Raw genomic sequence first — 22066 nt, forward strand, 5'->3', positions numbered from 1 at the left:
ATGAGTGTTTCCGCGCTCGTCCTTCCTTCTCCCCTTGTGGGAGAGCGCCCGCCGCTCAATAAAACGCGCGAAAATAATCCGCGAGCGATTCCGGCTCGACCTGATCTTCCAACTGCGCCGGCGTCTCGTCGAGCAGCGCGCTCGCCTGCGTCTTGTAGTCGGCGGAGACCACGTCCGGCTGATCAGCGCCGCGGCTGAGCATGCCGCGATAGGCCTCGTAAGCTGCCTGCGTGCCGATGAAGATGCAGACGCAATGAAGCGGCTCGGCGTAGAGATAGAGAATGTTCCCGCCGTTCCGGTGCGTCACGAAGCGGTGCGGCGGCAGCGCGCGCAGCGCCTTCTGGCCCGCTGCGTCGTTGGCGACCTGCACACGAAAACCGGCAGAGGCGAGATAAAAGCTGTTCTTGTCGAGGAACGGCTTGCTCGGCGTCTCCAGCGCCACCAACAGCGAGGCGCACAGTGACAGCACGATCGCCGGCATCACGCCGACCGCACGCAAGGCCCGGCGAGACGGCGTCGCCACGCGAAAATCGGCACGTACCGCGCTGTCCAGCGAGACCGCCATCACACACCCCCTTGCAACGCCTGGCGCAGAACCGAGCTTGCCTTGAACCCGCGCGGCCGGTCAACCGACCCAAAATGACCGACAGCATCCATGGACGGACACTGTGTCGATCATCCTGCAATCCACCGTCGGCGGCTTCTCTGCCCAGTTCATGCGCAAGCTGCCGCTGGTCGAGCAAGCCATGCGCGAGCACGGACTCGAGCCGTCCGAGTTCGTGATCTCCAAGGATTATGCATCGACTGCGACGGTGCCGTTCGTCGGCCCGTTCTTCTACGATTACAGCGTATTCTTCGGCGACGAGAAGTTCACCGTCACCGAGCCGAACGACATGGTCTTCCTGGACTACTTCTTCAAACGCGTGCTGGCGGCGGACGGTCCGCCCGAGGTGCCGCGGCGGCCGGGATTGATCCGGCGGCTGTTCGGCTGGATGGCGGAGGCGGTTTAGCTGCTCGTCATTCCGGGGCGCGCGCAGCGCGAGCCCGGAATCCATCGAACCGCAGCGTCAGTGGATGAATGGATTCCGGGCTCGCGACTTCGTCGCGCCCCGGAATGACGGCGATGGCTACTCGCCCCATGCCCGCGCCAGCGTCGCGAGCCAGCAGCCTTCGCAATAGCGCGCGTCCTTGTAGTCGATCCAGTTGTGGGCATAGACGCGGTCGAGCGGGATGTCGTAGCGCGCGCGCAGGACCTTGACGAGGATCTTCCAGGCCGCGACCTGCGCTTCGGTCGGACCTGTGGTGACATCGGGATAGTTGCCGGCGAACTCGACGCCGATCGAATTGTCGCGGACCACCTGGCGATAGGTCGACCTGTTGTCGATGTACTTGTTGTCGTTGCGGTTGGCGCCGTCGCCATGGGTCGGCACCAGGTTTTCCGCCACCGCCCAATAGACCGTGCCGTCGGTCTCGACCCACACAGTGACGCCGCGGCGGGTCGGATTCTTCGCCTGCTCCGCGGCGCCGCCGCGCGCCGAGCCTGATGGCCCCTCGGTCTGGTGCACGATGATGTTGCGCCAGGCATGGGCGCTCTGGACATCGCCCCACGGCGCCAGCCAGACGATCTTCAGGCCGGGAATGTCGGGCGTGCCGGAGGCGCGCGCGAGCTTTGCGAGCTCGGCGTCGGTTGCGGCAGCTGGTGCGGTCAGGAGGAGAGCGGCGAAAATCGCCGCGAACAGGCGAGACATCATCATGCGGGTCCAATAACGAACCCGATCGTAGCAGGCTTTACGCGAATGTGCGCTTGCTCTCGACGGGTTCGGGTGCGAGCGGCGGGGCCGGATCGTAAACCGCAAAATCGTTCTTGCCGTTCTTCTTGGCGGCATAGAGCGCGTGGTCGGCATATGCGATCAGCCTATCCGGGAATTGGCCGACGCTGCGGTCCCACTCGGCAACGCCGATCGAGATCGCGATCGGGATGTCGGTGCCGGTGCAGCTCGCGGCATCCTGCCGGCACACCTCGAGCACGCGGCGGGCGATCATCGCTCCTTCGCGCAAGGAGGAGGACGGCAGCACGACGCAGAACTCGTCGCCACCGGTGCGGGCGAGCATGTCGCCGGGCCGCAGGCGCGTCTGCGCCATCAGGGTGAAGTGCCGCAGGCAGGCATCGCCGGCGGCATGGCCATGGGTATCGTTGATGGTCTTGAAGCCGTCGAGGTCGATCACCAGCAGCGAGAACGGCTCGCCGCTGCGCTCCGAGCGGGCGCATTCCTCGGACAGGCGCTGCAACAAATGCCGCCGGTTGGCGACGCCGGTGAGATCGTCGAGCAGCGCGAGGTCGGCGACCTCGCCCCGCAGGCGGTCCATCGCCATCAGGAGGAAGCCGAAATTGAGCGTCATCGACAGGAACAGCAGCACCAGCACCATGACGGCATGGGCCTGGCCGCCAGCCCTTGCCGAGAAATCGTAGCCGAGCAGATTGCCGCCGGCGCGGACGAGGAAGATCGCGATGATGGCGAAAATGACGATGGCGGACAGACGCGCGCCCGGACTGACGCGGCCCTCCGGCGGCGACAACAGCAGATGCAGCGCGAGCACAAGCGGCAGGGCCTGGCCCAGCGTGTAGCTGAGCATCCGCAGCTGCATGTGCTCGAAGCCGACCATGAAGACCACGACGCCGGTGAGGCTCAACGCGCCCACCCCACCCATGGCGCGCCAGGAGACCGGCCGGTCGTAGAAGCGCTGGATGCCCATCGCGGCGAGGCAGCTCGCTGCGATGACCCCGGCAGCGCCGAGCAGAAGCGGCAAGGGCGAGGCGACGAACAGGCGGGCCAGGGCCGTCGTGGCGCCGGCGGCGCCGACGAAGGCTGATGCCATCCAGAACCGTGCGGCGGCGAATTTCGGATAGGAGCGCGCCACATAGGCCCAGATCAGGCCGAGCGCCAGGAAGTTGACGACGAAGACGGTCCAGAGTGTCGGAACGTTCAGCATGGCGCGTGCGGCGCGTGCAGCGTCCCGCCCCCCGTCCGTGGCAGCCGTCCGTCCATGACCCATCCCCGTTTTCTTGCGGAGAAGAATGCGCGCCTGCACTTAACGGAGTCTCACCGCGATCCGTCAAAGCGCGCCTTTGGTTTTGGATTCATGAACGGCGAGCGCCCGTTGCCGGATCGTTAGCCATGCCGCCGGCGCCGCTTCGATGCGGATTCGCGGGCCAAAATCACCCCAAAATGCATCTGAGCTGTGGATAACGCGATGACACCGATGTGACAGCGCGGGGCAGAAAGCTGCGAATCTGCTGAGTTTGTCATCGAGGATGTTGCGAGGCTGGCCCTCCGCCGAGCATCCCTCGTGTCGCGTTTAACCATGAACCCTTTGAGAGGATACTATGGCTAAGAAAGCGAAGAAGGCGGCGAAGAAGAAGGCGAAGAAGGCCAAGAAGGCGAAGAAGAAGTAACGAGGCTTCTTTTTCTTTGCCCGGGTGGAGCCTCGCTCCGCCCGGGTATCGGGTCAGGCTGGTTTGAAGGTGGCGGGCAACAGGCCCGCTTTTTTATTTGGCGCGTTCCGCTGCTGTTTCTCCCTCTCCCCGTTCTTACGGGGAGAGGGTTGGGCTGAGGGGCTTCTCTCAACATGCGAGATCGTCGATGGACCTGTCCCCCTCACCCGCATCCCATCTGCGATCGGATGCGACCTCTCCCCGCAGGCGGGGAGAGGTGAAGAAGGCAGTGGGGAGAGGTGAAGAGCCTACCGCTCCGCAAATGCCAGCTTGGCACCGAGCGCGGCAAAGCCGGCCGCAAAGCTGCGGCGCAGCCAGGTCATCACGGCGGGGCGGGAGATCACGCGCTCGCGCACGGAGGCGGCGCAGAGGCCGTAGATGACGAACACGGCAAAGGTCATCGCCATGAAGGCGCCGCTCAATTCCAGCATCCGCGCCAGCACATGCGCCTCGTCCGCGGCGATGAACTGCGGCAGGAAGGCGAGGAAGAAGATCGACAGTTTTGGATTGAGGATGTTGATCAGAAAGCCGGTGACGATGACGCGGCCGGCTGACCGCTCCTTGATCCTGCTCTCGACCGCGAGCGCTCCCGTCTCACGCAGCGCCTGCCAGGACATGTAGAGCAGATAGAGCACGCCGCACCATTTCAGCGCGGCGAAAGCGAGCGCGCTGGTGTGCAGCACGGCGGCAAGCCCGAGCATCGCCGCCATCATGTGCGGCACGATCCCGAGCGTGCAGCCGAAGGCGGCCGCGACGCTGGCGCGCGAGCCACGCGTCAACGCCGCCGCCAATGTGTAGAGCACGCCGGTGCCGGGCGAGGCGACGACGATCAGCGAGGTGAGCAGGAAGGACCAGGTCATGGGCGGACCTTATCAGTCCGCCTCGCGGCACGAAAGCCGGACCCTCGCTCCCAGAACATTGGCCCCTCAGGACAGCTGCGCGAGCTCGGCCTCGCGTAACACATCGAGCGGCGCCCAGGGCTTGGCCCAGAATTTCGCGCCATCAGGCAGGGGCTGTTTCAGGGGACGGCCGGAGGTGACGACCACGTCGAGCCGGGGGTTGCGATCCTTGGCGACGTGCGCGAGCTCGACCCCGTTCATGCGGCCGGCGAGCTGCACGTCGGTCATCATCAGGCAAAGCGCGCCCGCGCTCTTGTCGAGGATGCGCTCGGCGGCCTCGGCGCTTTCGCACTGGATCACCCGGTAGCCGCTCTCTTCCAATAGGACACACAGCATCTCCCGCTGCATGACGTCGTCTTCAACGATCAGCGCTGTCGCGCGAAATGGTTTTGCTTGTCCCATCAGCGTCTCCAATGCTTGGTCTCGTAACGTATGTTAAAAACCGGGGGAGGCTACGGTTCGGTTTCGTTTCAAAAAAATGTAAATCATGGTTCCATCAGCAGGGGCTTGACGGGGGAACATCATGACTGCGATTCGTGGCGCTGCCGCCATCACGGGAGCCGCCAGCGGCATCGGCCGCGCGCTCGCAATCGAGCTCGCCGGGCGCGGCTGCGATCTTGCGCTCGCCGATCGCGACGAGGCCGGGCTGAAGTCGCTCGCTGCGGAGATCGGAGGAGAGCGCAAGGTGAGCGTGCACCGCGTCGATGTCGGCGAAGCGAGCGACATCGCGCAGTTCGCGACCGATGCGATCGCGGCGCATCCTGTGCTCAGCATCGTCGTCAACAACGCCGGCGTGGCGCTGCTGGGAACGTTCGAAGAGATCGACCAGGCGCAGATGAAGTGGCTGTTCGACATCAATTTCTGGGGCGTGGTGCACGGCACGCGCGCCTTCCTGCCGCATCTGAAGACGCAGGCAGAGGCGCATATCGTCAACCTCTCCTCGATCTTCGGCATCATCGCCCCGCCCGGGCAATCGGCCTATGCGGCCGCGAAATTCGCGGTGCGCGGCTTTTCCGAGAGCGTGCGGCACGAGCTGGCGGTGGCAGGCAGTCCCGTCAAGCTGTCGGTCGTCCATCCCGGCGGGGTCGCCACCGCGATTGCGCGCTCTTCACGCACAGGCGTCGGCGTGACCGACAATGCCCGCCGCTCGCAGATGATCGAGCGGTTCGAGACCGCGGCGAAGACCACGCCGAAGGACGCGGCGCTGCGCATCATCAGGGGCATCGAAAGGAACGAGCCGCGCATCCTGATCGGCAACGACGCCCGCTTCATGGACCTGCTCCAGCGCTTCCGCCCGGGGACCTATTGGGCGCCGTTGCAGCGGCGGTTGGAGAAGATGGCGAAGGGGAATTGAATTCGTAGGATGGGTAGAGCGCAGCGAAACCCATCCTGCTTCCGCGAGGAGGGTGCGCGGTGGGTTTCGCTTCGCTCTACCCATCCTACAAGCAATGCGCCCCTACTGCCCCATCAGCCGGTCCGCGAAATAGCCGATCGTCTTCCGGTACACCACCGCCCTGTTCCACTCGCGCATCGCCTCGAAATTGGCGGTGCCCTCCCCATAGGGCTGGCCCATCTTGAAGCCGTTGGTGTGCAAGAGGTTCGCGGTCGAGGCGAGCACGTCGGGGACGCTATGGCGAAGATCGACATGGCCGTCGCCGTCGAAGTCGACGCCGTATTTAATGTAGGACGACGGCAGGAACTGGGTCTGGCCGATCTCGCCGGCATAGGCGCCGATGAGGTCGCGCAGCGGCAGGTCGCCGCGCTGTACGATCTTGAGCGCAGCGAGCAGCTCGCCCTGGAACAGATCGGTGCGGCGGCAATCATGCGCGAGCGTCGCCAGCGTGCGGATCACCGGCAGCTTGCCGATGTCGCCCTTGCCGAAATCGCTCTCCAGCCCCCAGATCGCGACCAGGATCTGCCGGGGCACGCCGAACTGCTGCTCGATGCGCAAAAGCAGCGCGGCATGACGCTGGAGCAGCGCGCGGCCGCCATTGATGCGGCCGGCGCCGACGCGGGTCGAGACATACTGCTCGAAGCTCTTGTTGAACGTGTAGCGCTGGCGCCGATCGAAGGCGAGCACCGCGCCGTCCTGGGTGATGCCGCTGAAGGCCGCGCTGGTCACGCTCGCCGAGACGCCGGCTCCTTGCGCCTCTGCAGCCATGCTGGCGACGAAGCTGTTGAAGTCGCCGCCGCAGCGCGCAGCCTGCGCCGATCCGCCGGCCAGCAAGAGGATGGAGGCGGCGGCAAGAAGCGGTCTCAACATATGGGAAAATCCTTAGGGACAATGCGTGGAAGCGGCGCGATCATGCCCGGGAACCGGATTCGCGTCAAAGCGGCAAACCCGCCAGAACCGATCGTGGCGCGGGCGCGACTAAGGAGCAGCGCTCCACCTGCCCCAACCGATCGAGATGACCATGCCCATTCCCTGCCGGATGCTCGCCGTCCTCGCTCTGCTCTCGCTCCACACCGCCGCCTCCGCGCAGACGCGCGATATCGCAGGAGGGCGCGACTATCCCGGCATCGGCCGCTTCGCCGGCAGCGTCATCACCGGCTATGTCGTGAAGGATTTTGACGCGGCGCGGATGCAGGCGGCGCCTTTCAAGGATGGCCAGCCGACTGATGCGCGGCGGCTCGAGGGCCGCATTGTCCGCATCGCCTATCGCACCAATCCCGGCCCCTCGATCCTGGAAGTGTCGCGCAACTTCGAGACGCAGCTGGCCAAAGCCGGCTTCGAGAATTTGCTTGCCTGCGACACCGATGCCTGCGGCGCCATCCCCTTCACCGAAAGCGTCGACACGCTCCCGGTGCCGCAGATGTGGGTCGACGGCTTCAACTACCGCTATTTCGCCGGCCGCAAGAGCGAAGGCGGCCGCGAGACCTATGCCAGCGTCCTTGTCAGCCAGAACAACCAGGACATCTATGCGCAGGTCACCGTCGCCGAGCTGGGTGCGATCGCCAACAAGATGGTGGATGCCGCCGCGATGGCCAAAGGCCTTGGTGAGACCGGCCACATCGCGCTCTATGGCATCTACTTCGACACCGACAAAGCGGTGCTTAAACCCGAAAGCCGCCCAACGCTGGAGCAGATCGCAAAGCTGCTGACGAGCCAGCCGCAGCTGAGCGTCTTCATCGTCGGCCACACCGACAGCCAGGGCCCGTACGAATACAATCTCGACCTGTCGAAGCGCCGCGCGGAGGCGGTCGCGGCGGAGCTGGTGAAGAGCTTTCGCATCGCGCAGACGCGGCTGCGCACCGCCGGCGTCGGCCTTCTGGCGCCGGTCGGCTCGAACGCAACGGACGCCGGCCGCGCGCTGAACCGGCGGGTCGAGCTGGTGGCGCCGTAACTCCTCTCGTCATTCCGGGGCGCCCGAAGGGCGTGCCCGGCATCCATCGCGCGGCAGGGTTGGTGGGTACGTAGATCCGGGCTCGCGCTACGCGCGCCCTGGAATGACGGCGGTGAGAGCTTTCGCTATGATGTCGATGCTTGTGCGGCGCTGTCAGCCGATGCGTCGATCCAGCATGAGGCAATCAGTCATGCCGACTCGCCCCTCCCTGCTCCGCATCCCGCTCTTCCGCCTGCTCGCCATCAACCTCGCGATCGGCGCCTGCGCCGCAGTGCTGCTCGTGGGCGGACTGCTCTGGCTCAACCCCGGACATCTGCGCGAGCTGATCTTCGCCGACCGCGCCGGCGGCATCGCGCTCGGGCTGCTGCTAGCGTCCTTCCTCATCACCTTCGGTTCTGCGGCGATGGGCAGCGCGATCATGGCGCAGGGACGCAAGGACGATGATGGAGGACGTGGCGGCGGTCGCAGATCGCAACTCCTCGTTCAGGAGCTGGCGCAGCGCGCCCGGACAAGGTGAACGCACGCCGCGTGGCGCCGTTGCCATTAACATATGTTAGTACGCGATCCGCACGCAGACGGAAGGCCGTGCAAATCATTGCGCATTCCTGCAAGGCGCAACGCTCTCGTTGCATTGCAAGAGCCGCGAACCTGAACAAACTGCGTTGGTGATTCAATCAATTGCTTCGATGTTGCATTGGAACTCGACGCCAAGACCAGCGCATATCTGCTTCGCTCGTTGACATCGGCGTTCCCACGATTTGTCTTGCCACCGCCTGACGCAAGCTATAGTCTTCTATTTTAGGTTGTCGCCCTGCCAGCCCCGGGCGACGCTGAAGACCAAAAATAAACGGCGGGCTTTCGCGGCCCGCCGTTTATTGAGGGCGCGCATCGAACCTCGCGAAACGCCGGGCGCTTCAATCTCACGAACAGATGTTGTCGATCGGTGGCGAGAGCGGCACCCGCTCACTTTCGCGTTTGACAAGTCGCGAAGTCATTTGACTGCGGCGCGCTGATCGACGACAAGCCGCCATGGCCAAGAAACCCGGAACCAATCCCAAAGGCGAATTCGCCTTCTTCAACGTCGTCTATGAGGACGATTCCCAACGCTCCAACCGCCGCGTCCCCGCCGAGCTGCTCGGCGGCCTCGACGGCGACGAACCCGCGCGCGGCTTCATCATGGAGCAGGACCGCGAGATCGCGGAAAAGAGCGGACGGCCGGCGCTCGAGATCAAGAGGATCGAGCGGGTGGGGGCGAAGAAGAAGTAGGCGCAGCCCGCGAGAGGCGCGAAGCGACAGCGCAAAAGAAAAACGGCGGGCTTTTGGCCCGCCGTTTTCGTTTGGATGAATGCCCGGGGCAACCCCGGGCATGACGATCCGAATTAGTTATCCAGGAACGACCGCAGCTTCCTTGACCGCGACGGATGCTTCAGCTTGCGCAGCGCCTTCGCTTCGATCTGACGAATACGCTCGCGCGTCACCGAGAACTGCTGGCCGACTTCTTCCAGCGTGTGGTCGGTGTTCATGCCGATGCCGAAGCGCATGCGGAGCACACGCTCTTCGCGCGGGGTGAGCGAGGCGAGCACGCGCGTGGTGGTCTCGCGCAAGTTCGACTGGATCGCGGCGTCGATCGGCAGGATCGCGTTCTTGTCCTCGATGAAATCGCCGAGATGTGAATCCTCTTCGTCACCGACGGGCGTCTCCAGCGAGAGCGGCTCCTTGGCGATCTTGAGGACCTTGCGGACCTTCTCCAAGGGCATGCCGAGCTTCTCGGCGAGCTCTTCCGGGGTCGGCTCGCGGCCGATCTCGTTGAGCATCTGGCGCGACGTGCGCACGATCTTGTTGATCGTCTCGATCATGTGCACGGGGATGCGGATGGTGCGCGCCTGGTCGGCGATCGAGCGAGTGATCGCCTGCCGAATCCACCACGTGGCGTAGGTCGAGAACTTGTAGCCGCGGCGGTACTCGAACTTATCAACGGCCTTCATCAGGCCGATGTTGCCTTCCTGGATCAGGTCGAGGAACTGCAGGCCGCGGTTGGTGTACTTCTTGGCGATCGAGATCACGAGACGGAGGTTGGCTTCCACCATCTCCTTCTTGGCCTGGCGTGCTTCGCGCTCGCCCTTCTGCACGGAGTGCACGATCTTGCGGAACTCGACGATCTCGAGGCCGGTCAGCGCGGCGAGCTGATGCACCTCGTGACGGAGATCCTTGATGCGGTCCTTCTCGTGGTGGACAAAGTTCTTCCAGCCCTTGGCCGAAAGCTTCGAGACACGGTTGAGCCAGCGCGGATCGAGCTCCGAGCCGGTGTAGTTGCGCAGGAAGTCGTCGCGCGCGACGCCATGGCTATCGGCGAGGCGCATCAGGCGGCCCTCATGCGAGACGAGGCGCTTGTTGATGTCGTAGAGCTGCTCGACGAGACTGTCGATGCGGGCCTGATTGAGGCGCAGCGACTTCACCTCGACGATGATCTCGTCCTTCAGCTTCTTGTACTTGCGCTCCTGATGCGGCGAGAGCGACTCGTTCTGGAGCTGGTTCTGGATGTCCTGCTCCTGAAGCTTACGCAGCTTCTTGTAGCTGTCGGCGATCTTGTCGAAGATCTCGACGACCTTCGGCTTGAGCTCCGCCTCGATGGCGGCAAGCGACATCTGGTTCTCGAACTCGTCGTCGTCCATGTCGGCTTCGGCCGCGGCCTCGCCCGGATCCTTCTCCTCGCCGCCTTCTTCACCGGCGGCGGGCGCGGCGCGGAACGGGGTCGGCGACGGGGGCGCCGCGGGCGGGGCGACATGCGCGGGCGCAGCAGCGGTGGCGGCGACAGCCTCGCCGCCTTCAGCCGGCGCTTCGCCGTTCTCGCCGGTGGGGGCGCCGATCATCGCGGTGTTCATGCCGCCCTTGGCGTCGGGGCCGGCATAGGTCGCTTCGAGATCGATGATGTCGCGGAGGAAGATCTTGCCCTCGTTGAGCTCGTCGCGCCAGATGATGATGGCCTGGAAGGTCAGCGGGCTTTCGCACAGACCCGCGATCATCGCCTCGCGGCCGGCCTCGATGCGCTTGGCGATCGCGATTTCGCCTTCGCGGGAGAGCAGCTCGACCGTGCCCATCTCGCGCAGATACATGCGCACCGGATCGTCGGTGCGCTCGCCCGGCTCGCTCTTCTTGACCTCGGTGACGGCCTTCTGGGTGACCTCGACGAGCTCGTTATCGGTCTCGTCGTCACCCTCGTCCTTCTCTTCTTCGCCCTCGCTGTCGTCGGCTTCGGTGACGTTGATGCCCATGTCCGAGAGCATGGACATGATGTCCTCGATCTGCTCGGGCGAGGTCTGGTCGGACGGCAAAACTTCATTGAGCTGATCGAAGGTCACGAAGCCGCGCTTCTTGGCCTGCTTGATCATCTTTTTCACTGCCGCGTCAGACAGATCGAGCAACGGCGAGGGCGCGTCCTGGGAATCCTTCTCGGGAGCATCCGCTGCCTTGTCGTCTTTTTCCTTGTCCTTCGCCTGCAGCGTCTTTGCCTTGGTGGCCATCCATTGCTCCTAAACGCGCTTCATGCGAGACGATCGCCGCGCCCCGCGTGAATCCACTTGAACCTGTTGCTCGACGCTCTCGCTTCGGCAGCTCTCGACACGGAAAAGGCGGCGCACGTGTCTCTCGCCACCCCCAACTCTCTCTCGCCGGATTTGCCTAACGCTTCGTGAGCCTCTTTGTCGCAGCGGATGCAGGTGTAGTGCCAACAGCGATTGCGCGGATTCATTCCTGACGCGTCTGTTCTGCCTGCGGCCGCCTGGTGGCCAAAGTGCTACAAGACCGTTAAGCCTCGATTAACCCTGTTTTTGCCGCCAAACCTTGGATTTGGCGAGTCTTTTAGCGGTTCCGGCCCCAGCCGTCCGCATGATTCTTTCATCACACGCTCTTCTGGAACCGGCCCGACAGCTCGCCAAAACCCTCGATCAGGGCCTCGGTACCGTCGACCTCGGCCAGCCGAGCCTTCACGTCACGCAGCCACGCCAAATTGGCCTCGCTGGGGTCTTCCCCCAAGGCCAGCTCGGCGTCCTTCAGCTCTCTAAGTAGTGAATGGTATTGCCGATGCAAGGCAACGAGCTGGTGCCAGGTGGCAAGAACGTCGTCACGCGCCGCGCCTTCGCGGGCGCCAAACACCGCCGCGGTGGTGATGGCATTCTCAACCCTTTGAAGGACCTGCGAAAAACCGCTCTTTTCGAGGTCGCCGCGCATCTTCTCGGCCTGCTCCTCGGGGTCCGGGGAGTGGTGATGGTCGTTGGCGAAGGCGGCGATGATTCCGGCCCTGAGCTTGTGGGCCTCGGGATGGGCCAGCTCCAGGGCGGCGATCTCCTCGAGGTGCTCATGCAGCAGCCAGGGATGGTTGATCAGGCATTGCAGGATCAGGGCCTCCCGGCGGGAGATGGCGCTGCGCTGGCCCTTCATGATCGGGCTGGCCGCCAGCTGCGGGCTCGCCGCCTGGTAGGGGCCGGAGGGCAGCAGGGTCGGACCGGGCGGGCCGCGGCGGCCTTGGCCGCCGAATCCCTGGCCGCCGAATCGATTCGCACCGCCCCTAGGCTGGAACGGCCGGCCGCCCTGACCGGGCCGGAAATTGCCCCGGCCGCCAAAGCCGCGCCCGCCCTCGGGGGCGAAGGTGCGCTGAAGCCGCTCGACGAAATCGTCGCGATAATAGCGCCGCACCACCTCGTCGCGGATGCCGTTCGTGAGCTCCTTGATGCGGGCCTCCAGCGCGGCACGGCGCTCGGGGGTGGCAAAATTGCCGCCTTCGAGCTCGCGCGACCAGATCATGTCGGCGAGCGGACGGGCCGCTGAGATCACCTCCTCGATCGCGCCGCGCCCACCCGAGCGCACGAGATCGTCGGGGTCCTGCCCTTCCGGCAGCAGCGCAAAGCGCAGGCTTTTTCCCGGCGCGAGAAACGGCAGCGCGAGATCGGCAGCACGATAAGCCGCCTTCTGCCCGGCGCGGTCGCCGTCGAAGCAGAGGATCGGCTCGTCCGCCATCTTCCAGAGCAGCGCGAGCTGGCTCTCGGTCAGCGCGGTGCCGAGCGGCGCGACGCTGCCGGCAAAGCCCGCGGTGACCATGGCGATGACGTCGACATAGCCTTCGACCACGATCAGCGCGCTACCATCATGCGTGGCCTTGCGCGCGGTCTGGTGATTGTAGAGATTGTCGCCCTTGTGAAAGAGCGGCGTCTCCGGCGAATTCAGGTATTTTGCCGGAACGTCCTTCTCCAGCGCGCGCCCGCCGAAGGCGATGACGCGGCCGCGCAAATCCGTGATCGGAAACATCACGCGATCGCGGAAGCGGTCGTAAGGAACGGGAATGTCGTTGCCTGCCACGAGCAGCCCGGTCTCGACCATGTCGTCGACGGAGATGCCGAGCTTGCCGAGATGCTCTTTCAGCGCGAAGCGATCCGGCGGCGCATAGCCGAGCCGAAACTGCAACTGCGTCGCCGGCGAGATCGCGCGGTCGGCGAGATAGCCGCGCGCCTTGGCACCGACGCGTGAGGCCAGCGTTTCCGCAAAGAATTTCGCCGCGAGATCCATGACGTCATGCAGCGACTTGCGCCGCTGCTCGAACCGCGCCGCATCCGGCGTCACCGCCGGCAGCGGCAGGCCCGCCATGCCCGCGAGCCGCTCGACGGCTTCCGCGAACGGCAGCCCGTCGGTCTCCATCACGAAGGTGATGATGTCGCCGTGCTTGCCGGAGGAGAAGTCGTGGTAAAATCCCTTCTGGTCGTTGACGTAGAAGGACGGCGTCTTCTCCTGCTGGAACGGCGACAGCCCCTTCCACTCCCGCCCGGCCTTCTTCAGCTTGACGCGCTTGCCCACGACCTCGGAGACCGAAAGCCGGGCACGAAGCTCGTCGAGGAACTGGGGCGTGAAGCGCATGGCGTGGGTGTAGCGCAAACCGGGGTGAGTCGGGCGAAGGATCAGGGATATAGGTGCGGGCCGGCCAGAAGTCAGGTTTAGGCGGGTTATCCGGCTTATTCGACCTATTCACAGGGCGTTTCCGTCATTCCCTGGGCGCCCTCCGCCTTGAGGCTCACACCGTTATGCAACGTGAGTACCTCAGGATGATGGGACCAATGACGGTACCAAGGCTTGAACCCCGCCCGGTTCCACGCTTCCATACGCCCATGTTCAGGACCTTTCGAGGCGGTCACAGCGGGGGCTGGCGCGTCACCTCGATTTCACCGGTGACGGGCGAGCCCCTGCCCTTCATGCCGGCGCTGTCGGTCACCGACAGCGAGGCCGTCTCGTTGCCGCTGGTGCCCTCGCGCAATGCCTGGCGACTGGCCGGGGTGCCCTCCAGCTTGCGCTACACCGAGCGGGCCGAAAAGGATCAGCTCGTGGCCGTGCAGGCCGGGCTCGGCCGTCCCGAGGCAACCAGCGCGGCGCTGATCCCGATCCGCAAATCGGACGCCTGGTGGGAGCTGACGCAGGAAGAGCGCCGCAAGATTTTTGAGGACAAGTCGCACCACATCGCAAGTAGCCTTCGCTTCCTGCCCGCGATCGCTCGCCAGCTCTATCATTGCCGCGACCTCGGCGGCCCCTTCGATTTCCTGACCTGGTTCGAATTCGCGCCGGCGGACGCCGCGCTGTTCGAGGAGCTGGTGGGAATGCTCAGGCAGACCGAGGAATGGACTTACGTCGAGCACGAGGTCGACGTGCGCGTGGTGAAGGAAGTGCTGTCTGCCTGATGATCGAACTGCCCGCCCCGACGGCGGCGCGCCCCCTCGCCCCGTTCTTACGGGGAGAGGGTTGGGGTGAGGGGCTTCTCTCCACACGCGAGATCGGCGATGGACCTGTACCCCCTCACCCGGATCGCAAGAGCGATCCGACCCGCAGGCGGGGAGAGGTGAAGCAAGCATCCGCTGTCAGTGTTCGAGAAACCGCCCGGACTCGATGCGCGGCAGATCAGTGACGGGCCAGTTGTAGATGTAGGTCCAGGCCTTGCCTGTGCTGCCATCTGCGCCTGTCACGTCGATCAGCTGGCGCAGATATTCCGTCGGCTCCGGAAAGCCTTCGCCGCAGGCCTCGTACATGTCGAGCTCGGCCAGCAGCTCGTCGGGCACGCGCAGGTGAAACAGCTCGCCATGGACGATGTCGGAGGCCGCATCCGACAGCAGCAGGCCAGGATAATGCTTCACCAGGACGAGCCGGCCGCGGCAGGTTGCTTCACCCAGGAAATCCGCATGGCCCGCGAGCAGCCGCGCCATCGGATGGTCGAAGCCGCGCATCAGGGTGCCGTAGACGAAGAGACGATCGGAGGTCATCGGGTGTCTATAACCGCCAATCACGCGAAGCGACAGCGTCGCGCCTCGTAAATGTCGCCGTGGTCAAGAGCGGGAGTGCGCGATATTCGGTCTTGAGATGAATCGCGGGTGACGGCATCGTCCGGCAAGCCGGATCAATTTCGGACAGGCGATTCCTGCCTGATTTCGAGGGGCAATTGCATTTTCCGTAGGCAATCAGGAATGACGCTGGACGCAGTCGACACGGCCGATCAACTTCTTGGCGAGGGGGACATTCCACCAGTGCATGAGGTGAATGCGGAAGGCGCATCGCCGTTCCTGCTCACCTCCGATCATTACGGACGGGTGCTGCCGCGCGCGCTGGGCGATCTCGGCGTCGCCGAGAGCGAGCTGACGAGGCACATCGCCTGGGACATCGGCATTGCCGGCGTCGCCGAGCGGCTGGCAAAAATGCTGGATGCGCATCTGATCGCGCAGCGCTATTCGCGGCTGGTGATCGACTGCAACCGCTCGCCCGGCGTTGCGAGCTCGATCCCCGTGATCTCCGAAGCCACCAGAATCCCGCGCAACGAAGGCATCTCCGAGAGCGAGCGGGCGGCACGGCGGCGCGAGATTTTTGAGCCCTATCATCATCGCATCGATGCCGCGATCGACCGCCGCTTGCGTGACAAGCGGCCGACCGTGCTGGTGTCGTTGCACAGCTTCACGCCGGTCTATGCCGGCGTCGCGCGGCCCTGGCACATCGGCGCGCTGTACAACCGCGACACCGTGCTGCCGCAGCTCTTGCTGAAACATCTGCGCGAGGAAGGCGATCTCGTCGTCGGCGACAACGAGCCCTATGCTGTGAGCGATCTCAGCGACTACACCATCCCCGTCCACGGCGAAGCCCGCGGCCTCGTCAACACCGGCATCGAGATCCGCCAGGACCTCATCGCCGATCAATCCGGCCAGCAGCAATGGGCCGAGCGGCTGGGAAGGATTTTTGCGGCGATCGAGGTGGAATTGCGGGCGGAGCTGTTGGTGTAAAGCGAAGTGCCGCCACGACACGCAGTGCGTTCCCTTCCCCCCCCTTGCGGGGGGAGGGAGAGCAGCGGAGCAAGACGATTCTGCAAGCTTCCAATCAACCACCCCGCGTCGCGACGAACACTGCCAGTGCGGCAAAGATCGCGGCGATGCCCCACAGCACGTAGGCGAAGCGGCCGTCGCCGCGGGCATCCAGCGTAGCCTCGGCAGGGTTGTCGGGATTGACGCGCACCTCGACGGTGGCGCCGTCCTGGTAGCGCGCCATCAGCCTCTCCAGCATCTTGCCCGATGCCGCCGGCGTTTCCGCAGCGACCCGCGCGCATTCATTGGTGTAGCGGACATTCTGATAGCTGTAGGTGTAGGACACGCGCCGCGCGAACATCTCGACGCCGCGCGCCTCGCCCGGCTCGCTGGCCTCGTGATACTCTTCCATCTCCGACAGCTTGATGGTGCCCGGCACGACCGGCCAGCGCGTAGCCATCGAGGCCTGCCGCTGCACCGCCCACGCCATCAGCGCGATGACGAGGCCGAACGCGCCGAAGCCGATGACGAGGCCGGCAAGATCGGGCCGCCCGATGTGGTGCGCGAGATATTGGTAGCTCTGGTTGAGGCCGAAGGCCGAGCCGAAGATGATGGCGATCACGATCGCTGAACCGATGCCAAGGCAGCCCCACAGACCCTTGGGCAGGTCGCGCTCCAGCACCGCCTGATCGGGATGCTTCGGATTGTAGTAGACGGTGACGATGCTGCCGGCGGGATATTTCGCCAGCTTCTCGGCGACCTGGAAATTGCCGAGGTCCTCGCCGATCGAGATGCGGTTGCAGCTCAGCTTGCGCCCGCCGACCGCATACTCGTAAGTCACATTCGCAAAATTGCGGCTCTCGGTGCGAAAGCCGTCTTCGCGCTCGTCGTCGGAGACCTTGACCTCGCGAACTTCGGCAACGGATGTGATCACCTTGCCGGCGACTTGCGGCCAGCTCCGCGCCTCGCGCGCCTGCCAGGTCTTCACGATAGCGGCAATCAGGATCAGCGCGAGCGGCGCGAGCAGCATCGCGTAAACCAGCGGCGGTAAATTCGGCACGGCAATAACCCTTCGTCAGCGGCAATGCTCCCTTGGACGCACCGCCGCCTACGAAGGTTCAACGCAGCTCATTTGGCCCGGGTCAGCGCCAGCCAGATACCGCCGCCGATCATGAAGCCGCCGGAAACGCGCGACATCATCCGCGTGCGGCGGGCCGAGAAGAACTTTCGCGCGCGGCCGGCGGCGATGGCGTAGAGCGCGTCGGTCATCACGGCGGTGACCATGAAGGTGACGCCTAGCAATGCGACTTGCGGAAAGTGCGGCTGGCTCATGTCCATGAACTGCGGGATAAAGGCGCCGAAGAACACCAGCACTTTCGGGTTCGACAGCAGCACCAGGAAGCCTTGCAGGAAGAAGCCGCCGCGGGGCGGCGCCGGCGGCTCGTCGACATTGACGCCCTCGACCGGCGCCCAGATCAACTTGATGCCGAGCCAGACCAGATAGGCCGCGCCGGCAAAGCGCACCCAGTCGAACCAGTAGCCCATCGTCGACATCAGCGAGGTCAGGCCGATCGCGACGATGCCGATCACGATGGCGAGGCCAGCTTGCGCGCCGGCGACATTGGTCAGCGCCGCGCGCGTGCCATGGCGCAGGCCGTTGGCGATGACGAGGGTGACGATCGGCCCCGGCAGCAGCGCCAGCGCGATGCAGGCGGCGACGAAGGCGAGATAGGCTTGCATGGACATCATGGGCGGGACTCGGCTGAGGTGTTTGCCTGTATTAATGCATGGGACGGAGGGGAACGGAAGACGTCACTGCGTGGCACTGCGGCTCCTCAATCACCGGTGTCATCACCCGCGAAGGCGGGTGATCCAGTACTCCGCGGCGCTCGTGGGATACGGAGAAGCCGCGGAATACTGGATACCCCGCCTTCGCGGGGTATGACAGCGGAGGTGGTGGAGACCTCACCGCCCGTCCAGCGCAGCAGCCATCCATCCCCTCATCTCCTGCGTCTCCAGAAACGTGAGCGCCGCGCGCTGCATCGCACCGGCCTCTCCACGCCCCTGCATCACCGCAACGAACAGATCGCACCGACGCGCGACGGCGACGCCGATCGAGGCGTGACGAACACCATCGGGCATGTCGAGATCATACCGCCTCGCGCGGCCACGCAGTTCGCCAAGCGCCACCTCCTCTCCCGTCGCGACAGGCGCAAAGCGCGGGCTGATCAGATCGATGTCGGTGACGCGGTCGACCTCGTCGTCATCGGCAACGCCGGTGTCGCAATTGCAGAAGCCGCGCTTGGCGCGGGCGTAGAGCTCGGCTCCATTGCAGCCGCCCGCGGTGCAACGGAAGGCGCGGCCCGTCGGCCAGCCATCGCGGGGAAACGGCCAACTGATTTCCTGCCATTGCCCGACGCGTTCCGTCTCATCTGCGCACACGCGCGACGCCGCGCCGAGAGCCAGCATGACCATCAGCATGATTGCCCCGCGCCGCATCGTCAGTTCTTCGGCAGGCCGGCAACAGTGCGGGCAGGTCCCGTCAGCTCGAGGATATGCAGACCGGTGTTGGCGCGGTCGACGATGTAGATGTAGCCGCGATCATCGGTCTCGACATTGTTGGTCTGGATCGCGACCTTGCAGCGCTCGCCGCCCTCGACCGGAATGCAGCGCTTGTCGGTCGCCGCGGTGATCGCGGGAATGAAGTAGCCGACTTCCTTCGGATGATAGGGATCGCGGATGTCGAGCGCGCGCACGCCGGCATTGAAGAAGGCGATGAAGGCCATCTTCTTGTAATAGACCGGCGCCATGCTCTCGTTCGACGAATGCGAGCCGAACCGGCCGCCGCGCTGGCAGAACCGCCCGCTCTCCTCCGGCACGGTGTAGCTCGAGATCATCATCGGCCGCGTCTCGGTGGTGACGTCGGCGAACCACACCATCTGCCGCGCCTCGCCGCATTCGTTGAGGATCGCCTCGTCGACGATCATGACGATGTCCCGCGTCTTGCCATCCTTGTCCTCGGCGAACTCGGCGACGGGCATGTCGAGCATCGGGAACGTCGTGTGCGCGCCGTTGAAGGCGGACATCGGCATCCGCGCGATCTCGGGATAGCGCAGATTGTCCGCCGTCGGCTCCTTCGGACCGTTCAACAGCTTCTCGCGATCGACGATCTGCAAGATGCCGCCCTTGTTGGTGCCGTAGCCGAAATAGACGCGGTTGCCGTTCGGCCCGGTCGAGATCGGCCCGTGCAGTTCGGTCGGCACCGCGCCGGTCGAACCAGGCTCCTGGCCGGGCAGGCCGAAGTCGCGGATCTTCTGCGGATGCGCGGGATCGCTCAGATCATAGACCTGTGTCATGCGCCGCGTGCGCCAGTCCGGCGCGCCCGAGACGAGAAAGGCGACGCCGGTGTCGCATTCCCACCAGCTCTTGTGAGTGTCCTTCAATCCCCCGATGCGCGTGAGGAGCACGGGATTGGCGGGATCGGCGACATTCCAGATCTCATGCGCCTCGCTGCCGAAGGTGCGCAGCATGTAGACCGCGTTGGGATCGGCTTTCGGCAACGATTTGCCGTCGCAGACCCGCACCATTTGCGCGCCGCCGGATTCGTACTTGCCTTCCTGCCCCGGCAGATGCCGCAAATATTTGGGATGCGCGGGATCGGTGACGTCGACGATCGAGGTCCCGTTCGGCTCCGCCTGCCCCGTCATCGGATTGACGGGCGCCGGCACATCGTCGGTGCCGCCATGATGGCCGATATAGGCGATCCAGCGATCGCCCTGGTGATGGATGGTCGGCTGATAGGCGCTGCGCGCCTGGAGGTCGTTGGTGCCGACCAGCTTCATGTTGGAAGCTTCCGGCGGCGCGCCGATGGTTTGTTTTTGCGCGTGGACAACAGTGCTGCCGGCAAAAAGGACGAGGCAGGCAGCAGTCAGGACGCAACGGAACATCAAAGTCCTCCCGGAACCAATCTGTGTTGGCTGAGCTTCAACGCTAGCACGGCAATTTAGGCGCGCCAAAGACACGTTCTTTTGCACGTCATTCCGGAGACCGCGCAGCGGTTATCCGCAATCTCGAGATTCCCGCTTCGCCCGGGAATGACCTGCACTTGACATGCAACCATTTGGTTGCCTATTATCTCCGCCATGGATGAGGTCTTCAAAGCGCTCGCCGACGCGTCACGACGCTCGCTCTTGGACAGGCTTCACGCCAGAAACGGCCAGACGCTGAACGAACTTTGCGAAGGCCTCGCGATGACGCGGCAGGCCGTCACAAAGCACCTTGTCATTCTCGAAGAGGCCAACCTGGTCACGACCCTCAGGCATGGCCGCGAGAAGCTGCACTACCTCAATCCGGTGCCGATCCATCAGATCGGCGAGCGCTGGATCAAGAAGTTCGAGCGCGGCAAGCTCGCCGCGCTCAGCGAGTTGAAACGCCAGTTGGAGAAGCGCGATGAGTAAGCCGAATTACGTCTACGTGACCTACATCGAGACGACGCCCGAGGCGCTGTGGCAGGCCTTGACCGACGGCGATTTCACCGAGCGCTACTGGTTCGGCCATCGCATCACGTCCGACTGGAAGCAAGGCGCGCCTTATCGCTTCACCAACAACGGCAACCCGACGGTCGAAGGCGAGATCATCACCTTCGATCCAACGCGACGGCTCGCCTATAGCTGGTACAATCGCAAACCCGAAGGGGCCGGCGAAGGAACCTCGCGCGTCACCTTCGATCTCGAGCCGCGCGGCAAGGTCGTCAAGCTGACGGTCACGCATGACGAGCTCGGCGAGGACGGCAAGACCCTGCGCGACATCTCCGGCGGCTGGCCGATGGTCCTGTCGAACCTGAAGAGCCTGCTCGAGACCGGCCACACGATCGGGATCGTTCCGCCGACCTATCCGACCAAGGATGCCGCCTGATGGCCCGCCCCGAATTCGTCTACGTCACCTATATCGAGACCACGCCGGAAAAGCTGTGGGAGGCCCTGACCGACAGCGCGTTCACGCGGCAATACTGGTTCGACACCGAAGTCAGGTCGGACTGGAAGGTGGGCTCGTCCATTGCGCTTGTGATGAGCGGCAGGACCACCGACACCGGCGAGATCCTGGAGGTCGTTCCGCCGCGGCGCCTGTCCTACACTTTCAAGCACGAAGTGGACGAGGACATGCGGAACGAAGGGCCGACCAAGGTCGTTTTCACGCTCGAACCCTGGGGCGCGCTCGTGAAGCTGACCGTGACCCACGAAGGCTTCGCCGACGGCAGCAAGCTGCTCGACGGCATTTCAAGGGGCTGGCCGGCGATCCTGTCTGGGCTCAAGAGCCTGCTGGAAACCGGGAAGGTGCCAGCGATCCCGCCAGCCGCACTCGGCATCGAAGGATTTGAATGATGAACCTCGATCAGTTCAAGCCCCTGACGGTCTACACCATCTACATCGCCTCGACGCCGGAGAAAGTCTGGGAGGCGCTGACCTCGGCCGAGTTCAGCAAGCTCTATTTCTTCGGCAATAGCGTGGAGGTCGAGCCGCGACTTGGCGGCGCGTTCATCGTGCGCACGCCTGATGGAGCCCTGCACATCAGCGGCGAGGTTCTCGCCTACGACCCGCCGCGAAAGCTCTCGGTCACGTTCAACGTGAACTGGCCCGAGCTGATGGAGAAGCTTGGGCCGACGCTCGTCACCTACGACATCGAACAGGTCGGCGATGCGGTGCGTCTCACTATGAGCGAAGGCCACGACCGGCCGCTCAGCGACGACATCCTCGCCGGCGGCCGCACCGGCTGGCCCGCGATTCTCTCCAGTCTCAAGAGCGTGCTCGAGACCGGCAAGCCGCTGGTGGTGAAAATGGGCCCGCCGCAGCGCATGCTCGACGCGCTGAAGGCGATGGGGATCAAGACGCCGTAGGCGCATTGGTCATTCCGGGGCGCGCCACCGGGTCCGCGCAAGGCGCGGCCCGATGACAGGCTCCGCGCGGACCCGGAATCCATCAAGCGACGGAGTTGGTGGATGAATGGATTCCGGGCTCG

Annotated in this window: 24 protein-coding genes; 11 read left to right on the forward strand and 13 right to left on the reverse strand. The window is 64.6% G+C overall.

Annotated elements, in window-relative coordinates:
• Positions 1-55: 55 nt before the first annotated feature.
• Positions 56-565 carry a hypothetical protein gene (locus tag WN72_RS40950; protein ID WP_092215121.1) on the reverse strand — a complete coding sequence of 170 codons (510 nt, stop codon included), beginning with the start codon at positions 563-565 and terminating at the stop codon, positions 56-58.
• A gap of 103 nt (positions 566-668) precedes the next feature.
• Between WN72_RS40950 and WN72_RS40955 the strand changes: the two genes are divergently transcribed.
• Positions 669-1010, forward strand: coding sequence for a hypothetical protein (locus WN72_RS40955; RefSeq protein WP_027563777.1), 342 nt, complete (start codon positions 669-671; stop codon positions 1008-1010).
• 117 nt (positions 1011-1127) lie between these two features.
• Here WN72_RS40955 and WN72_RS40960 read toward each other — a convergent pair whose 3' ends face one another.
• The 4 genes from WN72_RS40960 to WN72_RS40975 form a co-directional block, all read right to left on the reverse strand.
• The gene (locus WN72_RS40960; RefSeq protein WP_092215123.1) at positions 1128-1754 is read right to left on the reverse strand and encodes a peptidoglycan recognition protein family protein; all 627 of its coding nucleotides are present in this window, start codon (positions 1752-1754) and stop codon (positions 1128-1130) included.
• Between the two features lie 34 nt (positions 1755-1788).
• On the reverse strand, positions 1789-2991 hold the full coding sequence (locus WN72_RS40965) for a GGDEF domain-containing protein (RefSeq protein ID WP_167380754.1): 1203 nt from the start codon (positions 2989-2991) through the stop codon (positions 1789-1791).
• A 750-nt stretch (positions 2992-3741) separates the two neighbouring features.
• Positions 3742-4353 (reverse strand): LysE family translocator, encoded by a 612-nt coding sequence (locus tag WN72_RS40970; protein WP_092215125.1) that lies wholly within the window; start codon positions 4351-4353, stop codon positions 3742-3744.
• Positions 4354-4419: 66 nt separating this feature from the next.
• Positions 4420-4794, reverse strand: coding sequence for a response regulator (locus WN72_RS40975; RefSeq protein WP_027563773.1), 375 nt, complete (start codon positions 4792-4794; stop codon positions 4420-4422).
• A gap of 121 nt (positions 4795-4915) precedes the next feature.
• On the opposite strand from WN72_RS40975, the gene WN72_RS40980 reads away from it, so the two are divergent.
• Positions 4916-5746 (forward strand): SDR family NAD(P)-dependent oxidoreductase, encoded by an 831-nt coding sequence (locus WN72_RS40980; protein WP_092215127.1) that lies wholly within the window; start codon positions 4916-4918, stop codon positions 5744-5746.
• Between the two features lie 102 nt (positions 5747-5848).
• Here WN72_RS40980 and WN72_RS40985 read toward each other — a convergent pair whose 3' ends face one another.
• Complete coding sequence (locus WN72_RS40985) at positions 5849-6655, reverse strand: lytic murein transglycosylase (protein ID WP_092215129.1); 807 nt, start codon at positions 6653-6655, stop codon at positions 5849-5851.
• A gap of 151 nt (positions 6656-6806) precedes the next feature.
• Between WN72_RS40985 and WN72_RS40990 the strand changes: the two genes are divergently transcribed.
• From WN72_RS40990 to WN72_RS41000, 3 genes are all read left to right on the forward strand, one after another.
• The gene (locus tag WN72_RS40990) at positions 6807-7736 is read left to right on the forward strand and encodes an OmpA family protein (RefSeq protein ID WP_430640365.1); all 930 of its coding nucleotides are present in this window, start codon (positions 6807-6809) and stop codon (positions 7734-7736) included.
• A gap of 190 nt (positions 7737-7926) precedes the next feature.
• Positions 7927-8253, forward strand: coding sequence for a hypothetical protein (locus tag WN72_RS40995; RefSeq protein WP_092215133.1), 327 nt, complete (start codon positions 7927-7929; stop codon positions 8251-8253).
• Positions 8254-8765: 512 nt separating this feature from the next.
• Entirely contained in the window at positions 8766-9002 is a 237-nt protein-coding gene (locus WN72_RS41000) for a hypothetical protein (protein ID WP_027563769.1), read from the forward strand.
• A gap of 113 nt (positions 9003-9115) precedes the next feature.
• On the opposite strand, the gene rpoD is transcribed toward WN72_RS41000, so the two are convergent.
• Together rpoD and dnaG are read right to left on the reverse strand one after the other, a co-directional pair.
• Positions 9116-11257 (reverse strand): RNA polymerase sigma factor RpoD, encoded by a 2142-nt coding sequence (gene rpoD, locus WN72_RS41005; RefSeq protein ID WP_027563768.1) that lies wholly within the window; start codon positions 11255-11257, stop codon positions 9116-9118.
• A gap of 376 nt (positions 11258-11633) precedes the next feature.
• Complete coding sequence (dnaG, locus tag WN72_RS41010; protein WP_092215135.1) at positions 11634-13640, reverse strand: DNA primase; 2007 nt, start codon at positions 13638-13640, stop codon at positions 11634-11636.
• A 248-nt stretch (positions 13641-13888) separates the two neighbouring features.
• Between dnaG and WN72_RS41015 the strand changes: the two genes are divergently transcribed.
• On the forward strand, positions 13889-14452 hold the full coding sequence (locus WN72_RS41015; RefSeq protein ID WP_027563766.1) for a chlorite dismutase family protein: 564 nt from the start codon (positions 13889-13891) through the stop codon (positions 14450-14452).
• Between the two features lie 177 nt (positions 14453-14629).
• Here the strand turns inward: WN72_RS41015 and WN72_RS41020 are convergent, their stop codons facing one another.
• Entirely contained in the window at positions 14630-15028 is a 399-nt protein-coding gene (locus WN72_RS41020; RefSeq protein WP_027563765.1) for a gamma-glutamylcyclotransferase family protein, read from the reverse strand.
• A gap of 201 nt (positions 15029-15229) precedes the next feature.
• Here WN72_RS41020 and WN72_RS41025 point away from each other — a divergent pair, with 201 nt between their 5' ends.
• On the forward strand, positions 15230-16033 hold the full coding sequence (locus WN72_RS41025) for an N-formylglutamate amidohydrolase (RefSeq protein WP_092215137.1): 804 nt from the start codon (positions 15230-15232) through the stop codon (positions 16031-16033).
• A 94-nt stretch (positions 16034-16127) separates the two neighbouring features.
• On the opposite strand, the gene WN72_RS41030 is transcribed toward WN72_RS41025, so the two are convergent.
• The 4 genes from WN72_RS41030 to WN72_RS41045 form a co-directional block, all read right to left on the reverse strand.
• A complete protein-coding gene (locus WN72_RS41030) occupies positions 16128-17111 on the reverse strand; it encodes a DUF3592 domain-containing protein (RefSeq protein ID WP_092215140.1) in 984 nt (327 codons plus the stop codon).
• A 68-nt stretch (positions 17112-17179) separates the two neighbouring features.
• The gene (locus tag WN72_RS41035; RefSeq protein ID WP_194482961.1) at positions 17180-17800 is read right to left on the reverse strand and encodes a LysE family translocator; all 621 of its coding nucleotides are present in this window, start codon (positions 17798-17800) and stop codon (positions 17180-17182) included.
• 216 nt (positions 17801-18016) lie between these two features.
• The gene (locus WN72_RS41040; RefSeq protein ID WP_347337471.1) at positions 18017-18532 is read right to left on the reverse strand and encodes a hypothetical protein; all 516 of its coding nucleotides are present in this window, start codon (positions 18530-18532) and stop codon (positions 18017-18019) included.
• 20 nt (positions 18533-18552) lie between these two features.
• Complete coding sequence (locus tag WN72_RS41045) at positions 18553-19998, reverse strand: LVIVD repeat-containing protein (RefSeq protein ID WP_092215144.1); 1446 nt, start codon at positions 19996-19998, stop codon at positions 18553-18555.
• A 195-nt stretch (positions 19999-20193) separates the two neighbouring features.
• Here WN72_RS41045 and WN72_RS41050 point away from each other — a divergent pair, with 195 nt between their 5' ends.
• The 4 genes from WN72_RS41050 to WN72_RS41065 are packed head-to-tail and all read left to right on the forward strand — an operon-like array spanning position 20194 to position 21944.
• Complete coding sequence (locus WN72_RS41050; RefSeq protein ID WP_092215146.1) at positions 20194-20508, forward strand: ArsR/SmtB family transcription factor; 315 nt, start codon at positions 20194-20196, stop codon at positions 20506-20508.
• The gene (locus WN72_RS41055) at positions 20501-20965 is read left to right on the forward strand and encodes an SRPBCC family protein (protein ID WP_092215149.1); all 465 of its coding nucleotides are present in this window, start codon (positions 20501-20503) and stop codon (positions 20963-20965) included. Before WN72_RS41050 ends, WN72_RS41055 begins: the two co-directional genes overlap by 8 nt.
• Entirely contained in the window at positions 20965-21432 is a 468-nt protein-coding gene (locus WN72_RS41060) for an SRPBCC family protein (RefSeq protein ID WP_092215150.1), read from the forward strand. Before WN72_RS41055 ends, WN72_RS41060 begins: the two co-directional genes overlap by 1 nt.
• On the forward strand, positions 21432-21944 hold the full coding sequence (locus WN72_RS41065) for an SRPBCC family protein (RefSeq protein WP_092215389.1): 513 nt from the start codon (positions 21432-21434) through the stop codon (positions 21942-21944). Before WN72_RS41060 ends, WN72_RS41065 begins: the two co-directional genes overlap by 1 nt.
• The last annotated feature ends 122 nt before the right edge of the window (positions 21945-22066 follow it).

Source organism: Bradyrhizobium arachidis (assembly GCF_015291705.1).
GTDB classification, from domain to species: domain Bacteria; phylum Pseudomonadota; class Alphaproteobacteria; order Rhizobiales; family Xanthobacteraceae; genus Bradyrhizobium; species Bradyrhizobium arachidis.

Excerpts from the sequence above, each read along its gene's own strand:
- WN72_RS41065 (WP_092215389.1), top strand. The coding sequence starts at position 21,432 with ATGAACCTCGATCAGTTCAAGCCCCTGACGGTCTACACCATCTACATC.
- WN72_RS40995 (WP_092215133.1), top strand. The coding sequence starts at position 7,927 with ATGCCGACTCGCCCCTCCCTGCTCCGCATCCCGCTCTTCCGCCTGCTC.
- WN72_RS40950 (WP_092215121.1), bottom strand. The coding sequence starts at position 565 with ATGGCGGTCTCGCTGGACAGCGCGGTACGTGCCGATTTTCGCGTGGCG.
- WN72_RS40990 (WP_430640365.1), top strand. The coding sequence starts at position 6,807 with ATGCCCATTCCCTGCCGGATGCTCGCCGTCCTCGCTCTGCTCTCGCTC.
- WN72_RS40970 (WP_092215125.1), bottom strand. The coding sequence starts at position 4,353 with ATGACCTGGTCCTTCCTGCTCACCTCGCTGATCGTCGTCGCCTCGCCC.
- dnaG (WP_092215135.1), bottom strand. The coding sequence starts at position 13,640 with ATGCGCTTCACGCCCCAGTTCCTCGACGAGCTTCGTGCCCGGCTTTCG.
- WN72_RS41045 (WP_092215144.1), bottom strand. The coding sequence starts at position 19,998 with ATGTTCCGTTGCGTCCTGACTGCTGCCTGCCTCGTCCTTTTTGCCGGC.
- WN72_RS41015 (WP_027563766.1), top strand. The coding sequence starts at position 13,889 with ATGTTCAGGACCTTTCGAGGCGGTCACAGCGGGGGCTGGCGCGTCACC.
- WN72_RS40965 (WP_167380754.1), bottom strand. The coding sequence starts at position 2,991 with ATGCTGAACGTTCCGACACTCTGGACCGTCTTCGTCGTCAACTTCCTG.
- WN72_RS40980 (WP_092215127.1), top strand. The coding sequence starts at position 4,916 with ATGACTGCGATTCGTGGCGCTGCCGCCATCACGGGAGCCGCCAGCGGC.
- WN72_RS41060 (WP_092215150.1), top strand. The coding sequence starts at position 20,965 with ATGGCCCGCCCCGAATTCGTCTACGTCACCTATATCGAGACCACGCCG.
- WN72_RS40985 (WP_092215129.1), bottom strand. The coding sequence starts at position 6,655 with ATGTTGAGACCGCTTCTTGCCGCCGCCTCCATCCTCTTGCTGGCCGGC.
- WN72_RS41035 (WP_194482961.1), bottom strand. The coding sequence starts at position 17,800 with ATGATGTCCATGCAAGCCTATCTCGCCTTCGTCGCCGCCTGCATCGCG.
- WN72_RS41000 (WP_027563769.1), top strand. The coding sequence starts at position 8,766 with ATGGCCAAGAAACCCGGAACCAATCCCAAAGGCGAATTCGCCTTCTTC.
- WN72_RS40960 (WP_092215123.1), bottom strand. The coding sequence starts at position 1,754 with ATGATGATGTCTCGCCTGTTCGCGGCGATTTTCGCCGCTCTCCTCCTG.
- WN72_RS41025 (WP_092215137.1), top strand. The coding sequence starts at position 15,230 with ATGACGCTGGACGCAGTCGACACGGCCGATCAACTTCTTGGCGAGGGG.
- WN72_RS41020 (WP_027563765.1), bottom strand. The coding sequence starts at position 15,028 with ATGACCTCCGATCGTCTCTTCGTCTACGGCACCCTGATGCGCGGCTTC.
- rpoD (WP_027563768.1), bottom strand. The coding sequence starts at position 11,257 with ATGGCCACCAAGGCAAAGACGCTGCAGGCGAAGGACAAGGAAAAAGAC.
- WN72_RS41050 (WP_092215146.1), top strand. The coding sequence starts at position 20,194 with ATGGATGAGGTCTTCAAAGCGCTCGCCGACGCGTCACGACGCTCGCTC.
- WN72_RS41055 (WP_092215149.1), top strand. The coding sequence starts at position 20,501 with ATGAGTAAGCCGAATTACGTCTACGTGACCTACATCGAGACGACGCCC.
- WN72_RS41040 (WP_347337471.1), bottom strand. The coding sequence starts at position 18,532 with ATGCTGATGGTCATGCTGGCTCTCGGCGCGGCGTCGCGCGTGTGCGCA.
- WN72_RS40975 (WP_027563773.1), bottom strand. The coding sequence starts at position 4,794 with ATGGGACAAGCAAAACCATTTCGCGCGACAGCGCTGATCGTTGAAGAC.